12 protein-coding genes are annotated in these 16,241 nt (G+C 51.9%); 7 read left to right on the forward strand and 5 right to left on the reverse strand.

The genetic code is table 11. The features are described 5' to 3' along the window. Nucleotides 1–19: 19 nt before the first annotated feature. The gene (locus NR302_RS14490; protein WP_008101582.1) at nt 20–2,761 is read right to left on the reverse strand and encodes a restriction endonuclease; all 2,742 of its coding nucleotides are present in this window, start codon (nt 2,759–2,761) and stop codon (nt 20–22) included. A gap of 700 nt (nt 2,762–3,461) precedes the next feature. Here NR302_RS14490 and NR302_RS14495 point away from each other — a divergent pair. Then, nucleotides 3,462–4,121 carry an epoxyqueuosine reductase QueH gene (locus tag NR302_RS14495; RefSeq protein WP_008101584.1) on the forward strand — a complete coding sequence of 220 codons (660 nt, stop codon included), beginning with the start codon at nt 3,462–3,464 and terminating at the stop codon, nt 4,119–4,121. Nucleotides 4,122–4,254: 133 nt separating this feature from the next. Here NR302_RS14495 and mgtA read toward each other — a convergent pair whose 3' ends face one another. Further along, the gene (gene mgtA / locus NR302_RS14500; RefSeq protein ID WP_258143789.1) at nt 4,255–6,978 is read right to left on the reverse strand and encodes a magnesium-translocating P-type ATPase; all 2,724 of its coding nucleotides are present in this window, start codon (nt 6,976–6,978) and stop codon (nt 4,255–4,257) included. Between the two features lie 724 nt (nt 6,979–7,702). Between mgtA and NR302_RS14505 the strand changes: the two genes are divergently transcribed. From NR302_RS14505 to speG, 6 genes are read left to right on the forward strand one after another with little or no spacing between them, the layout of a single operon-like run. After that, nucleotides 7,703–9,271 carry an ABC transporter substrate-binding protein gene (locus tag NR302_RS14505; RefSeq protein WP_008101588.1) on the forward strand — a complete coding sequence of 523 codons (1,569 nt, stop codon included), beginning with the start codon at nt 7,703–7,705 and terminating at the stop codon, nt 9,269–9,271. Next, complete coding sequence (locus NR302_RS14510; protein ID WP_258143790.1) at nt 9,271–10,323, forward strand: ABC transporter permease; 1,053 nt, start codon at nt 9,271–9,273, stop codon at nt 10,321–10,323. The genes NR302_RS14505 and NR302_RS14510 overlap by 1 nt, the downstream gene beginning before the upstream one ends. Further along, nucleotides 10,320–11,177 carry an ABC transporter permease gene (locus tag NR302_RS14515; protein WP_258143791.1) on the forward strand — a complete coding sequence of 286 codons (858 nt, stop codon included), beginning with the start codon at nt 10,320–10,322 and terminating at the stop codon, nt 11,175–11,177. Before NR302_RS14510 ends, NR302_RS14515 begins: the two co-directional genes overlap by 4 nt. Next, nucleotides 11,167–12,000, forward strand: a complete 834-nt coding sequence (locus NR302_RS14520; protein WP_258143792.1) for an ABC transporter ATP-binding protein — start codon at nt 11,167–11,169, stop codon at nt 11,998–12,000. The genes NR302_RS14515 and NR302_RS14520 overlap by 11 nt, the downstream gene beginning before the upstream one ends. Then, a complete protein-coding gene (locus tag NR302_RS14525; RefSeq protein ID WP_258143793.1) occupies nt 11,993–12,685 on the forward strand; it encodes an ABC transporter ATP-binding protein in 693 nt (230 codons plus the stop codon). The genes NR302_RS14520 and NR302_RS14525 overlap by 8 nt, the downstream gene beginning before the upstream one ends. Continuing rightward, nucleotides 12,682–13,227 (forward strand): spermidine N1-acetyltransferase, encoded by a 546-nt coding sequence (gene speG, locus NR302_RS14530; RefSeq protein WP_008101618.1) that lies wholly within the window; start codon nt 12,682–12,684, stop codon nt 13,225–13,227. The genes NR302_RS14525 and speG overlap by 4 nt, the downstream gene beginning before the upstream one ends. A 154-nt stretch (nt 13,228–13,381) precedes the next feature. Here the strand turns inward: speG and NR302_RS14535 are convergent, their stop codons facing one another. The 3 genes from NR302_RS14535 to mmuP form a co-directional block, all read right to left on the reverse strand. After that, entirely contained in the window at nt 13,382–13,801 is a 420-nt protein-coding gene (locus tag NR302_RS14535; RefSeq protein WP_008101619.1) for a hypothetical protein, read from the reverse strand. An 84-nt stretch (nt 13,802–13,885) separates the two neighbouring features. Next, nucleotides 13,886–14,821, reverse strand: a complete 936-nt coding sequence (mmuM, locus tag NR302_RS14540; RefSeq protein ID WP_258143794.1) for a homocysteine S-methyltransferase — start codon at nt 14,819–14,821, stop codon at nt 13,886–13,888. After that, nucleotides 14,811–16,226 (reverse strand): S-methylmethionine permease, encoded by a 1,416-nt coding sequence (gene mmuP / locus NR302_RS14545; protein ID WP_101763440.1) that lies wholly within the window; start codon nt 16,224–16,226, stop codon nt 14,811–14,813. Before mmuP ends, mmuM begins: the two co-directional genes overlap by 11 nt. Between the last annotated feature and the right edge of the window lie 15 nt (nt 16,227–16,241).

Genomic DNA, 16,241 nt, shown 5'->3' on the forward strand with positions numbered 1-16,241 from the left:
TTTTAAAGACAACATCTAGCTATAATTTATCTAACGAAAAATTGCGATACCGCATTAATGCATAGACATATCGTAATATTGTATCTAATTTCCAAGTACGCCCTAATTCTTCTGCAAGCGTTGTACCCAACGTCTTTTTATCATCCTCACCAAATTTGTTTACATAAGAATTAAGGATCTTCATTGCTGGTGAATCCGAAACTAAGCGAGCCAGTACGCGTTCAACACTGCTGTGTTGTAACATTGAATCGACTTTAGGATTGATAATAACCTGATCATCTTTTCTAAAGCAGAAACTTAATGCAACAAGGTCTTGAATAGCATTCCTATATTTATTTTCCTTAATGTAGTTATAATCCATGTTTTTATTGTCATATAAATACTTTGCTACCTCAGATGTTTTCTCAGGAGTTGTTGCTGCTAGGAAAAGAGACCCGCGTCTATTTTTAACACCTCGTTTCTCTAAATCAACCACACCAAATGCAGGCGATGCCAGTTCGCCATCATATATAACAACTGACTGTCCTATTACAGAGACTAGGCCTGTATATTGCAACCATGCCAAAAAGCGAGAATTGTATCCCTTCGGATAACTTCCATCTTTATTAAGATATGTGTTTTTTATTACTTCCTCATATTGCTTTATATTAACCCTTTTTAAGTCAGCATCTTCAACATGCTCAAGAAGGTTTAGATATACACTATGACTGTTAAAATGCTCCCTTAAAAATTCAGGCAACGAATTGATGCTATCTCTAGATAAAATATCACCCTTAGCGTTTCTGTCGATCAATACAAAGTACTGCAAATCCATAATAACATTAGCGAGAGTTCCCCTTGTGTAATTCAGTCGTTTTTGCAAAGCATCCACGCTAATTTTTTTGAATAAGTTTATTACATTTAATATTGATGATATCATCTTTGGCGAGTTTGACGGCATATACGACCAAGGTATTACTGGTAACGCATTACCTTTTAAATAATCTCTAAAAACATCCCAGTAAACTGATAACTTTTCGCCTGTTTTTATTATCATCCTATCTGATATCAAATTTAAAACCGTATCACTACCAAAATCTTTAGTTGTTTCATACTGGCTAACTGGTGAATTCTTAGCTACAAATCTAAGACAAGCATTTTGTTTTTCAGGCCTATCCAAATCTTCATCAAATAAATTAGATATTTGAAGTTGACTCACTAACATCTGATCTTGAGATATACCACCCTTCAGTTTTTTGAAAACATGAATGCACAATTTTTTCAACAGCCAAGGATATCCCTGAGCTTGCTGTATCAATCTGGTCCGCAATGGTTTTTTTAACTTAAATCCAGTAGTTAGTTCAAAGCCACTTATTAATTTCGAAGAATCTTTTAGTTCGAATTGCTCAAGTCTCTTTTCAACCCTATAATCTTTCAAATTATTCCACATGGAATATGCTGGGTTTTCATCTCCTAATGTAATACCAGTTCTCCAGGAAAAACCGACCACAATATTGCTTTGCAAAGCTGACACATCTAAACCAAATCTTTCAAATGCTTTAAATAACCCAAAAAGTTCCTCTTTCATAAAAACTTCTTCAAATTGATCAAAGAAGATAGTCAAAACTTTTTCATTATCTTCTAAATACCTCATACACTCTTTGAAGCTTTCTGAGCTAGTAATATCAGCAATATTTTCAATAATAAATTCTTTATTATATTTTATGAAGCCTTCATTAATTGCCATATTGAATGCTTTAACAACAGCTTCAGCCACAAACCTTCCGCCTCTTGCTGATCTAACATCTACTGATGCTAGAAAAAACTTATTTCTCCATTTTATATTTTTAAATCTTGATGAAAGCATTGCAATTAATGATGATTTACCATTCCCCGACCTGCCGACTAGTGAAAGAACTCGGCTTTTAAACTCTCCAATCCTAACACCATCTAGATAATCCCATATTTCTTTCTGAACGGTATCTCGGCCAACAAAATCCTTGGGCCTACAAGGTTTATAATCCATCAAATCATCAGCAAGTATAATATCGCTTACAATTTCCTTCTCATACGACTCAGATAGAATAATATTATTCTTTTTCAGCTCAGGTTGAGACAAATAAAAATAATCAGTAATTTCAAGCCCTTCAAAAAAACCTTGCTCCCTCATTATCTCACTTAACTTTGAGATTGATGGATGAGTTTTCATTTCATCTACTGCAAAAGGGACTAGACGTATAGGACTGCCGTTTTCAGATTCCTGAAGCAGCCAAGTCATTTCCACTTCAGGATGAACAAGAAGGGAAGCACTTGTATATTTTGCAGGGATTTTTTCAGATGGAAAATCTTCTACTTTTCCAGTTGCTAAAATTGACTTGAGAATTTCTTTCTTATCGAAAAAAGAATAATCAATTCTCTCATCCATTCTAAAGTCTTCAAGAGTTGATTGTGCATCTTTACCTAAGTCTGAAATAGAAAAAAGCGCTATCTTTTTGACTTTTGCTCTGAATGACTGAGAAAAAGCCAAGTCCACTATTGATGAGTCGATTTTTTGCTGCATGAACTTACACTCTACATAAAGCTTCTCATTCGAAGGCGTATGCGTAGCTTGAATATCAATTTCCATTCCAGACTTTCTAACTTCCATTCCATCAATTCTGAAAGATTGCCGACGTAAAATATCTGCGCAAAAACTTTCAAAAAACTTTCCTTTCATTGTAGAGGAGTAATTCTTGGGGACACATACAATTAAATCTTTGTTCAGTGGTAAGGGTCTACTCATAAACACTCCTTTTAAATTAATTAAAACTTCCGTTTTTAATAAAAATAAACAATTACAAAGCTAATTAAAAAAACCTTCTAATGAAGGTAAAAAAAGCGAGAACGACATCAAGTCACATATTGATACACATTTAATTCCAATGTCAAGCTTAGGAAGGAAAAAATAGAACCACTCCCACACAAAGAAAAAAACACCAACATAAAACAATATGGCAATATAATAATCCTTAAAACCCTAAATTTTCAGAACCCAAACCCACCACGTGGAATTTCACTGACGCCTTAACGTAAACATTCCATCAGCAGTTCCCTTATAAAACCATTACCATCTAACTCCATTCTAAGTGCGTCAGATAAAAACGAAAAACCCCGCTTAAAAACCATCTCGTATAAACGAGATCAAATTACCGAACATAAAGAATCGACAACCAAATTTACCACAAATTTACTGTCCTTCTTTGAGATGAATTTAAGACACTTAATGACAAGAGAAATATACCACCTAAATAAGATGGCGATTTTTTATCAGATTAGAATAAAGCATTCTGATTACTCGAATTTACAACACACTTACGGAACGCAATCACAGCTATTTGATATAATTATGAAGAAAAATATCTTTATTTTACGTTTCCTCAACTTTGCATCTTCAGCGCTATCCCCTTAGACTTTACGCAATACTCCATTAACCACTAAAGCTCATGTCTGACACCTTTACCCGCCAGCCGCTGCCCTTACCCAACGGTCACAACAAAGTGCTGTTGCACTCCTGCTGCGCGCCCTGCTCGGGCGAAGTGATGGAAGCGATGCTGGCTTCCGGCATCGATTACACCATCTTCTTCTACAATCCCAACATTCATCCGCTGAAAGAGTACGAGCTGCGTAAAGAGGAGAACATCCGTTTTGCCGAGCAGTTTGGCGTGCCCTTTGTTGATGCCGATTACGACAAAGATAACTGGTTTGAGCGGGCACGCGGCATGGAGTGGGAACCGGAACGTGGCGTGCGCTGCACCATGTGTTTCGACATGCGCTTTGAACGCACCGCGCTGTATGCACATGAAAACGGCTTCCCGGTGATCACCAGTTCACTCGGTATTTCGCGCTGGAAGAATATGCAGCAGATCAACGACTGCGGCGTGCGTGCGGCGGCGCACTATCCCGATATGCTTTATTGGGAATTTAACTGGCGTAAAGGTGGCGGCTCTTCACGCATGATTGAGATCAGCAAGCGTGAACGTTTTTATCAGCAAGAGTATTGCGGCTGCATCTATTCACTGCGCGACAGCAATCGCCATCGCGTAGCCAGCGGCCGCGAGCGCATTGAGATCGGCGTGCAGTATTACCAGCCAGACGAAGAGTAAAGAAAAGGGCAGGAAATCCTGCCCTTTTTCGTTAACGAAACACCAGCGTTAACACCACGATGACGACCATCATCAGTATCAGGTGAAACACCACCTTATTGAGATTGCGGTTACGCATTTCGCCTCCATGTGTTTAAAACCACTGACCAAAACGCTTGATGTAGAGCATTTTCATGCCCTGCGCGACCACGCAATAACCGAGCAGCGTCGCCACCAGCCATGGGAAGTAAGACCACGGCAGCGGCACCAATCCCACCATCGCACCCAGCGGTGAGAACGGCAGCAGAATGCCGGCAATCATCACACACGCAGTGGTCAGCAGCACCGGCAGCGCTGCACGACTCTGGATAAACGGAATCTTTTGCGTGCGCAGCATGTGCACCACCAGCGTCTGCGACAGCAAGCCTTCAATAAACCAGCCGGACTGGAACAGTGACTGCATTTCTGGCGTATTCGCCGCGAACACGTACCACATCAGTGCGAAGGTGGTGATATCGAAAATCGACGACGTTGGCCCAATCCACAGCATAAAGCGTTTGATATTACGCGCGTCCCATTTACGCGGTTTGCGCAGGAACTCGCGGTCCATTTTGTCCCATGGCAGCGCCAACTGGGACAGATCGTACATCAGGTTCTGAATAAGCAGATGTATCGCCAGCATCGGCAAGAACGGAATAAAGGCGCTCGCCACCAACACCGAGAACACGTTGCCGAAGTTAGAGCTGGCGGTCATGTTCAGGTACTTAATGATGTTGCCGAAGGTTTCGCGTCCCTTCATTACGCCCTCTTCCAGCACCATCAAATCTTTTTCCAGCAGGATGATATCGGAGGACTCTTTGGCGATATCCGCCGCGCTATCAACGGAAATCCCGACATCGGCATCACGCAGTGCCGGCGCATCATTAATCCCGTCGCCGAGGAAGCCAACGGTGTGGCCTTGCTGCTGCAGCGCGCGCAGAATGCGTGATTTCTGCAACGGCGTGAGTTTAGCGAATACTGAACTCTGCGCGGCGGCTTCTGCCAGCTGCTCGTCGCTCATCAGGGCAATCTGGTCGCCGGTGATGATGGCGCCGCTATCGATGCCAACCTGCTGGCAAATGCGCGCGGTGACCACTGGATTATCGCCGGTCAGCACTTTGACGCTGACGCCATTGTCGCGCAGCGCGCTGATGGCTTTGGCGGCGCTCTCTTTCGGTGGATCGAGGAAAGTCAGCAGCCCTTCAACCGTTAATCCTTGCTCATCCGCCACGCTCAGCGGCTGTTGTAAACCCGGCTCCGCCAGCACGCGGCTCGCCACCAGCAGCACGCGGAAACCCTGCTCATTGTATTGATGTGCCAACGCCAGCAGTTCTGCCCGACGCGTTTCGTTCAGCGGCTGCACCAGTTTGCCTTCACGCTCGGCAGTCGCGATGCTCAGCATCTCTTCCACCGCGCCTTTGCAGATCAACATCTGTTGATTGAGACGACGATCGCGCACCACCACCGAAACGCGACGGCGAATGAAATCAAACGGCAGCTCATCCACTTTGATATAGGTATCGCCTACCGCCTCGCTGACGCGGTTTTTGCCGTACTGCAAAATGGCGCGATCCATCAGATTCAGCGTACCGCTTTGATAATGGCTGTTGAGCCAGCTCAGCATCAGCACGCGAGAATTCTCCACGCCGGCACAATCCAGATGATGCTCCAGAATAATGTTGTCCTGCGTCAGCGTGCCGGTTTTGTCGGTGCAGAGAATATCCATCGCGCCGAGGTTTTGAATCGCATTCAGACGCTTGACGATCACTTTACGCCGCGACATGGCGATGGCGCCTTTCGCCAGGTTAGAGCTGACAATCATCGGCAACATTTCAGGCGTTAAGCCTACCGCCACCGCCAGCGCAAACAGTGACGCGTCAAGCCAGTCACCTTTGGTCAAACCATTAATCAGCAAAACCACCGGCACCATCACCAGCATGAAGCGGATCAGCAGCCAGCTCACGCTGTTTACCCCGCGATCAAAGGCGGTTTGTGAGCGGTTACCAACAATCGATTTCGCCAGGCTGCCGAAGTAGGTTTCGCTGCCTGTCGCCACCACTACCGCTTTCGCGCTACCGCTGGACACGTTAGTGCCCATCAGGCAAACGCTGCCGAGTTCCAGTAGCGATGTGCCCTGCTCGCTGGCACCGCTGCTTTTACTGGTGACGTGGCCGGTGACGTCATATTTTTCAACCGGTAAGGATTCGCCGGTCAAAATCGCCTGGCTGATAAACAGATCGCGTGAATCCAGTAGACGCACATCGGCTGGCACCAAATCTCCCGCCGACAGATAGATGATGTCACCCGGCACCAGCGTGGCGATATCGACTTCCTGTTTGAGCGGCGCTTGCTGCGCTGACTCACGACGCAGCACCGTTGCGGTGGTGCGCACCATTGATTTCAGCGCCTGCGCCGCTTTATTAGTGCGGAACTCCTGCCAGAAGCGCAGCAAACCGCTGAGCGTTACCATCGTCACAATGATGATGACACCGGTCAGGTCGGTCTCCTCGCCGTTGCGCAGCGGCAGCCAGAAATCAGTGAAAAAGCTCACCAACGCCAGCGCCATCAGGACATAGATAAACGGATTGTTGAACGCCTGTAGCAACTGCAATAACGCCGGTGGCGCTTTGTCGTGCTCAACCTGATTGCGGCCATACACGCCTAAACGTGCCTCGGCTTCACGTTCACTCAGGCCAAGCGCATCGCTGCGTAGACGCACCAGCGTTTCATCGGCAGTGAAACCGGCTTCATCTTCAATTAGGTAACGAGGTGTTTTTTGACGCGGCTGGCGCGTGGTATTCCAGGCCTTTTTTTCCTGGTTGAGTTTCATGTCAGTCATAGTGACATTCCTCTTTATTACGGCAATAAAAATCCCTGCGTGCGTGGCACACAAATTAAATTAACGGCAATGCGTTTTTTAAATTAAAAATAACCTGTCGGGAATTTCCATATCACCTCCCGGAAATTAAAGACGAAAAGAGTCGCTCGAAAAATAACGAGTAATAAATAAAGACGAAGGTAAACACCACGCAATCTGTCTAATGCGCAGCGCAAATCAGCACGCTGGGGTTCAGCGCGCGTATCGAGGCGGAGGGAAAAGTGTGTTAAAAATCATGTGCATGATGATATCCCCACGGGCTTTGGCCCGTTACAGTGTCGTTTTAAGGGAACAATCATCAGAAAAGGGAGGATTGCTGCCCGCCAGGGTGGCAAGCAGCGACAAAAAAGTTCGCGCGTCAGCTTGCCTTGTGATGCCAACTAAAAGGGTGACTGTCCAACTGAACTCTCCTGCTTTGAAATTGCGGCCATTATATTCCCGGAAGGAACGAAGTAAAGTTAATTATTGGTTAATCACAGATCATTTATATTTCGTTGCAGTTGAGTTGATATAAGAATTATTGGTCGCCATGAATGGCGACCCTACGAAGGCCACACAGCTTTCAACCCTTATAACTGAACCACCCGACTTAGATCATTAATGCATATGCATAGCCTTAAATTGACTATTCTTCACTGCTGCGCTCTCGTAAACTCGCGTTACTTTTTTTAGGCAAGGAAACAACATGAAAAAAATTATTCCATCACTGCTGGCGTTATCGCTGGTAGCCGCCTTCTCTGTTCAGGCAGCGACGCCGAAAGATACGCTGGTTATTGCCCAGTCCACCGACGATGCCGATAGCTTCGATCCCGCGCAGGGCTTTGAGCTCACAACAGTGCAAGCATTCACTAACATTTATCAGCGCCTGGTTCAGTCCGATCCGACCAATCCCACCGATTTAAAACCAACGCTGGCGACCTCCTGGCAAGCGGGCAGCGATAATCGCAGCCTGACGTTTGAACTGCGCAAAGGCGCTCAGTTCGCCAGCGGCAATCCGTTGCGTCCGGAAGATGTGATCTTCTCGCTGGGTCGCGTGGTGAAACTCAACCTCGATCCCTCCTTTATTCTTACCCAACTTGGCTGGAATAAAGATAACGTCGATACCTTCCTGAAGAAGGTTGATGACAACCACGTACAGATCAGCTGGAGCGCCAACGTCAGCCCGGCCTATGTACTCAGCCTACTCTCTGCGCCAGTCTCTTCGATTGTTGATGAGAAAACCGCGCAGGCCAACGCGAAGAACGGTGACTTCGGCCACGCGTGGCTCGGCACCCACTCTGCCGGTAGCGGCCCGTATCAGATTCGTAAAGTGGTGCTGCATGAAGCGATTCTGCTGAGCGCCAACCCAACATCACCGGCGGGCGCACCGAAGCTGAAAAATATCCTGATCAAAAACGTCCCGGAACCGGCTGCGCGTCGTCTGCTGCTGGAACAGGGCGATGTGGATATCGCGCGTAACCTCGGCGCGGATCAAATCGCCTCGCTGAAAGGTAAAGCGGGTGTGAAGACCGAAGCGATTCCGATGGCATCGCTCTATTACATCCAGTTCAACATTGGTGAAAATCCGGTGCTGAAGAACCCGGCGCTGTGGGAAGCGGCTCGTTACCTGTTCGACTATAAAGGTATCGCTAACGACCTGCTGAAAGGCCAGTTCGACGTGCATCAGACCTTCCTGCCGAAAGGTTTCCTCGGCGCAATCAACGACACGCCTTATACCTACGATCCTGAGAAAGCCAAAGCGATTCTGAAGAAAGCCGGTCTGACTAACGTCAGCTTTAAGCTCTCCACCAGCAATCAGCCGCCTTACCTCGATATCGCGCAGGCGCTGCAGGGCAGCTTTGCTAAAGGCGGCGTGAAGGTTGAAGTGCAGCCTGGCCTGAGCTCTGAAGTCTCTACCCGCGTGAAAGCGCACAAATACGAAGCCACCCTGAATGCCTGGGGCGCAGACTATTTCGATCCTAATACCAACGCTGCGTCCTTCGCTTACAACCCGGAAGATGGTAGCAAAACCGTGGCTTACCGTTCTGACTGGCATATCCCAGAGCTGAACAAGCAAACGCTGGCCGCCACCGCCGAGAGCGATAACAACAAGCGTGTCGAACTTTATCAGGCGATGCAGCGTGAAGTGCTGAAGAACTCGCCGTACGTGATTGGCTTGCAGGCGAAAAACCTGATTGCGCTGCGCGACAATCTGCAAGGCTATGTGCAGGGCATCAACCCGGACATGGTCTATTACTCGCAGGTTTCTAAGTAATGGCAGTGTCAGCTTCACAGGCCGGGTTCGCCCGGCCAATCTGGCAACGTTTTAGCCACATTGTCACCAGCCTGCTTTCGCTGCTGGTGACGTTGGTCGGTTTGTTAGCGTTCACTTTTATGCTGTCGCACCTGTCGCCTGTCGATCCGGTGCAACAGATCGCCGGCGATCACGCCAGCGAAGCCACCTACGCGCAGGTGCGCCACGATCTCGGCCTCGATCAGCCGGTGCTGGTGCAGTTCTGGCGCTATATCAGCCATCTGGCGCGCGGCGATCTCGGCTTATCGCACCTAACCAATCAACCGGTCAGCGCCGACCTGATGCGTACCTTCCCCGCCACCATTGAGCTGGCGACCTGCGCGATGATTTTTGCTGCAGTGTTCGGCATTGCCCTAGCGCTGCTGGCGGCGTGGAAACCGGGCAGCATCATCGATAACGTGGCGCGCTTTGTGTCGCTGCTTGGCTACTCGGTGCCGGTGTTCTGGCTCGGCCTGCTGGGTTTGCTGCTGTTTTACGCCGTGCTGCACTGGTCCGCCGGACCGGGCCAGCTCGATGACATCTGGATCTACACGCTGGAGCCGAAAACCGGCTTTGTGCTGATTGATAGCTGGATGTCCGGCGATCCCGAGATGTTCCGCAATGCGATTGCCCATTTGTGGCTGCCGGTAGTGATTCTCGGCCTGCTGGCGATGGCGGGCATTACGCGCCTGCTGCGCGCGGCGCTGCTGGAAGAGAGCAGCAAAGAGTACGTGGTACTGGCGCGCGCTAAAGGTGCCAGCCGTGGCCGCATTTTGCTGCGTCATATTTTCCCCAACGTGCTGGGCACGCTGATTACCGTTATCGCCCTCTCCTACGCCACGCTGCTGGAAGGTTCGGTATTGACCGAAACGGTATTTGCCTGGCCGGGCGTTGGTCGCTACATGACCAACGCGCTGTTTTCCTCTGATGTACCGGCGATTCTCGGCTCGACCTTGCTGATTGGCAGCTGCTTTATTCTGCTCAACGCACTGGCCGATGCCCTGACCTGGTTAACCGATCCGAGAACCCGATGACTCAACAACTCTCTGAACTGGAAACGCTGCGTCCGCGCCGCCGCCGCGCGCGCGTGACCTCGCTCACCATCGGCCTGACGCTGGTGCTGATTGTGGTGGCGATGGCGCTGTTCGCGCCGTTGCTGGCGCCCTTTGATCCCAATGCGCAGATCATTTCACAGCGTTTGCAGGCGCCGTCGCCGCTGCACTGGTTCGGCACCGATGGCTTTGGCCGCGATCTACTGTCACGCGTGATTTACGGCGCGCGCCCAACGCTGCTGCTGGTGTCGCTGATTCTGGTGCTGACCATTCCGGTTGGCCTGCTGGTCGGCATCACCGCCGGTTACGTGGGCGGCTGGACCGAGCGCGTGTTGATGCGCATTACCGATATTTTCCTGTCGCTGCCGAATCTGGTGATCGCGCTGGCGCTGGTCGCCATGCTCGGCCCCGGCTTGATGAATGGCGCATTGGCGCTGGCGCTTACCAGCTGGCCGCCGTTTGCCCGTCAGGCGCGGGCGGAAACGCTGGCGCTGCGCCGCAGTGATTACCTCGCCGCCGCGCGCATGCAGGGCATCACCGGATTGCGCCTGATGTTTGGTCATATTCTGCCGCTGTGTATGCCAACGGCGGTGGTACGCGCCGCGCTGAGCCTCGGCGGAATCATTCTTTCAGCCGCTGGCCTCGGCTTCCTCGGCATGGGCGTGCAACCGCCTACCGCTGAATGGGGATCGATGGTGGCAGAAGGCAGTAAAGTGATCTTCGACCAATGGTGGGTTGCCGCCGCACCCGGCGGTGCGATTCTGTTCGCCAGCCTGGCGTTTAACCTGACAGGCGATGGCCTGCGTGACCGACTGGATACTCGTCATGCCAAATGATCTGTTAATTGATGTACAAGGCCTGACGATTCGCAGCGATGATGCGCTGCTGGTCGATAACATCGGCTTTCAAATTGGCCGCGAACGCGTGGCGCTGGTGGGTGAATCCGGTTCCGGTAAATCGCTCACCGCGCGCACGCTGATGGGCTTGCTGTCGCCTTCGCTGCATTTGCAGGCCGAGCGTTTGCAGATTGTTGGCACCGATGCGCTGAGCCTGCGCGAACGCGACTGGATCCAGCTGCGCGGTAGCAAAGTGGCGATGGTGATGCAGGATCCGAAATATGCGCTTAATCCCACGCGCACTATTGGCTGGCAGGTGGAAGAACCGCTGGTGCTGCACCACAAACTGAGCCGCGCCGAGCGTAAAGAGAAAGTGTGCGAGATGCTGGATGCGGTTGGCTTGCCCGATCCGGGTCAGCTGATGAAGCGCTATCCGCATCAACTCTCTGGCGGCATGGGTCAACGAGTGATGCTGGCGATCGCCCTGATCACCGATCCTGTATTACTGATCGCCGATGAACCGACCTCAGCGCTCGATCACGCAATGCGCGATCAGGTGCTGGCGCTGATTCGTCGTCTGGTGGAGCAGCGCAACATGGGTTTGCTGCTGATCAGCCACGATCTGCAGCAGGTTTCCGAACACTGCGAGCGCGTGATGGTGATGTATCAGGGCCGCGTGCTGGATACCTTGCCGGCGTCCGAGCTCTCCAACGCCAGCCATCCTTATACCAGCACGTTGTGGGCCTGTCGTCCGAGTAAAGCCACGCACGGCGAGCGCTTGCCGGTGCTGGATCGCGCAGCGCTGGAGAAGAATTATGATTGAGTTATCGAACCTCAGCGTTTCACACAAGCAAGGTTACGAGTTACGCACCGTGGTGCACGATGTGTCGCTGCAGGTCGCGGCCGGTGAGTGTTTTGGTCTGGTTGGCCCGTCCGGCTGCGGCAAGTCGTCGCTGCTGTGGGTGCTGGCGGGATTGAATCCGCACTGGAGCGGCAGCATGTCGCTGGCGGGCACCGCCGTGCAGCCCGGCAAAGCCTTCACCGGCCAGTTGCGTCGCGATGTGCAGATGGTGTTTCAGGATCCCTACGCTTCACTGCATCCGCGTCATCGCCTGCGTCGCACGCTGGCGGAACCGCTGAAAATGCTCAAGCGTGATAATATCGATGACCGCATTAATGCCGGCTTCCGCCATGTCGGGCTGGATCCAGCGCTGGCAGATCGCTATCCGCATCAGCTTTCAGGTGGTCAGCGCCAGCGCGTGGCAATTGTGCGCGCCCTGCTGCTGGAACCAAAGATCCTGCTGCTGGATGAGCCGACCTCGGCGCTGGACATGTCGGTGCAAGCCGAGATCCTCAACCTGCTCAACGATCTGAAGCAGAAAGATGGGTTAACCATGGTGCTGGTCAGCCACGATCCGGATGTGATCGATCACATGTGCGATCGCGCGGCGCGCATGGCGCAGGGCCGCAGCGTGGAACAACATTCAACAACAAGGAACACCGTATGACGGTTAAGTTACGTCCGCTGGAGCGGGAAGATTTACGCTTTGTGCATCAACTCGATAACAACGCCAGCGTGATGCGCTACTGGTTTGAGGAGCCGTACGAAGCCTTCGTCGAGCTTTCTGACCTGTATGACAAACACATCCACGATCAAACCGAGCGTCGCTTTGTGGTCGAGCATGATGGGCACAAAGCCGGCTTGGTGGAGTTGGTCGAGATTAATCACGTGCATCGCCGCGCTGAGTTTCAGATCATTATCGATCCCTCACATCAGGGCAAAGGCTTAGCCACGAAAGCGGCAAAGTTAGCGATGGATTACGGCTTTTCGGTGCTGAATCTCTACAAACTCTATCTGATTGTCGATGAAGAGAATAAGAAGGCGGTGCATATCTACACCAAGCTGGGTTTTGAGGTGGAAGGCGTACTGAAGCACGAATTTTTCATCAACGGCGAATACCGCAACACCATCCGCATGTGCATCTTCCAGCAGCAACATCTGGCGCAGCATAAAAGCGCCAATGCGATGGTGAAGCCCACCGCGCAGTAAACGTTGTCTATGCATTCATGTGCACCAGGTCGCCATAAATGGCGACCCTACAGCTGTTTGCCGAGGTTTTCGTAGGGTGCGCATTCATGCGCACCTTCATACATAAGCATTTATTGCTCAAGTGAGCGGCATTACGCCATAAATGGCGGCGTAATTATCCGCGCGCGCCTACGACGTTCAGCTTCGGCTGCGGATGTTCAGGTTTGAGATCGTACATACCGCCATAAAAGGGATCGACCAGCAGCCAGCCGGGGAAGCCCAACAGCGGAATATTGCCCAGCAAATACCACAGATTAGCATTGGCCTCGATCGGCAAGGTTAGCGGCACGTAGCCCGGACTCTCCAGCATCACCTGATAGTGCTTCTTACCAAAATAATTCCCGGTCGATTTCGCCAGCTCAACGGTTTGCGGCGTATAACCCTGTGCCACCGCGCGGCCGGTCTCATCCTGCACGGTGAAACGCGCGCCTTGTGGCAAGGAGTCGATTTTTACCGGTTGCGTTTCAGTGCCGACAATAGTGGCGCAGCCGCTCAGCAGCAGCGCACAGGCAGGAAAAAGAGGTCGCAGGTTCATAGCAGGTCCGCTTTAGCATCAGATAGGACAGTGTAAACTGCCCTTCTGTGCTTAATCGCGCTATCACTGATGATTTTCTGCGCTTTATTGCGGTTGACAACAAGCAGCAATCGCCGCGATATCCTGCGGCGTGGTGCGGCAGCAGCCGCCAATTAGACGTGCGCCAGCCTGCTGCCATTCGGCGAACTTGTCGTGCAGCGTGCAACCCGATGGCGCCGAATGCCAGGTTTTGCTGCTGGCGTCGTACTGCTCGCCGGAGTTCGGATAGACCAGCAGCGGTTTGTCACACAGCGCCTGTAAGCTGCGCAGAGCGGGCGTCACGCTCTCCAGCGCCACGCAGTTGATGCCAATCGCCACCACTTGCGGTGCCGCATTTACCAGCTCCGCCACTTTGCTCAGCGGCGTACCGTCGCTGATGTGTTCGGCATCGCGCAGGGTAAAGGAGAACCATGCGCTGCTGGCAGGGAATTCGGCCAGTAAACTCACCAGCGCCTGCGCTTCAGCGAAGGACGGCAGCGTTTCGCAGGCCAGCAGATCGACGCCCGCTTCTAGCAACGCCTTCACGCGCGGACGGTGGAACGCTTTCATCTCCTCTTCCGGCAGCGCGTAATCACCACGATACTCCGCGCCATTGGCCAAAAACGCGCCATATGGCCCGACGGATCCGGCCACCAGCAATGGCGCGGTGCTGCCCGAGGATGCGCGATAGTCGTCTCGCGCGCGCTGTGCCAGCTGTACGCTCTGGGTGATCAGTGCCAGCGCCTGCGCTTCATCTAATCCGCGCGCAGCAAAACCCTGCGGCGTGGCCTGATAGCTGGCGGTGATCGCCACATGCGCGCCAGCGGCAAAGTAATCGTGATGCACCTGATAAATCAGCTCAGGATTTTCTACCAGCACTTTGGCCGACCACAACGCATCGGCCAGATTGCAGCCGCGCGCTTCCAGCTCGGTCGCCAGCGCACCATCGAGAATCAGCGTGTCAGTTTGGGTTAGTGCCTGCGCGATGGGATTACGCGACATCGTTGGCCTCCTCAGCCTTAAGGGATGACTTGCGTCGTTGCGTGACATGGTATGCGGCATAACAGAACAGCACAAACGGAATGCCGCACCACAGCGCAATGCGCTGCGACGGATCGAACGCCAGTCCGACGCACGCCAGCAGGCAAAGCAGGAAACCCAGAATCGGCGTCAACGGATAGAGCGGCGCGCGATACGCCAGCTGTTGCAAGCTGCCGCCCGCCTGCAGATGGCGACGACGGAACACATAGTGCGAGGCGCAGATGCTGAGCCACACCGCCACCACAGCAAAACCGGAAATCGCCGACAGCGCCACAAACACCGTGTCCGGCGCAATCACGCTGGAGAACAGCGCCAGCAGGCCGCCAATCATGCTTACGGTCAGCGCCAGCACCGGAATGCCGCGACGATTAACGCGCGCAAAACAGCGCGGCAGCGTCTTCTCATTGGCCAGCGACCACAACATGCGGCCAGAAGCGTACAGGCCGGAGTTGGCGGCGGAGAGGATGGCGGTAAGGATCACGAAGTTGAAGATATCCGCCGCATACGGGATGCCGATCTTTTCAAATACCAGCACAAACGGGCTTTTGACGATCCCAGCCTGATCCATCGGGATCAGCGCCGCCAGCACGAATACCGTACCGATAAAGAAGATGATCAACCGTGCCACGGTGGTGCGGATCGCCAGCGGCAGCGCTTTTTGCGGCTGCTCAGTTTCACCGGCGGCGATACCAATCAATTCCGTGCCCGAGAAAGCGAAGTTGACCGCCACCATGGTCATCAGAATCGGCAGCGTGCCGTGTGGTAGCCAGCCGGAAGCGGTGAGATTGTGCAATCCCGGCGCGGCGCTGCCGTCTTTCATCGGGATAAAACCAAAGATCGCGCCTGCGCCGAGAATGATAAAGGCGATGATGGTGATCACTTTGATGATGGAGAACCAGAATTCACCTTCGGCAAAGAAGCGCGTTGAGACGATATTCAGCAGATAAATAGCGATGCAGAACACCAGACACCACGTCCACACCGGCACGCTCGGGAACCAATACTGCATGCAGAATCCGGCGGCGGTCAGGCTGGAACCCAGTGCCACCGTCCAGGTGAGCCAGTAAAGCCAGGCGACGGTATAACCGGTGGCCGGGCTGAGATAGCGTGCGGCATAGACGTGGAACGCGCCGGTTTCCGGCATCGCAACAGCTAATTCGCCGAGACAGACCATCACCAGCCACACCACCAGCGCACCAATCAGATAGGCCAGCAAGGTACCGGCTGCGCCGGTGGTGGAGATGATGTAGCCGGTATTGAAGAACAGTCCGGTTCCGATCACACCGCCAAGCGACAGCATCACCAGATGCCGTACTTTCATGGTGCGCTTAAAATTTTCCTGCGGAGGCGTATCCTGAGTTTGCATCATATTTATCCGTAT

Source organism: Pantoea sp. SOD02, assembly GCF_024707505.1.
GTDB lineage: Bacteria > Pseudomonadota > Gammaproteobacteria > Enterobacterales > Enterobacteriaceae > Pantoea > Pantoea symbiotica.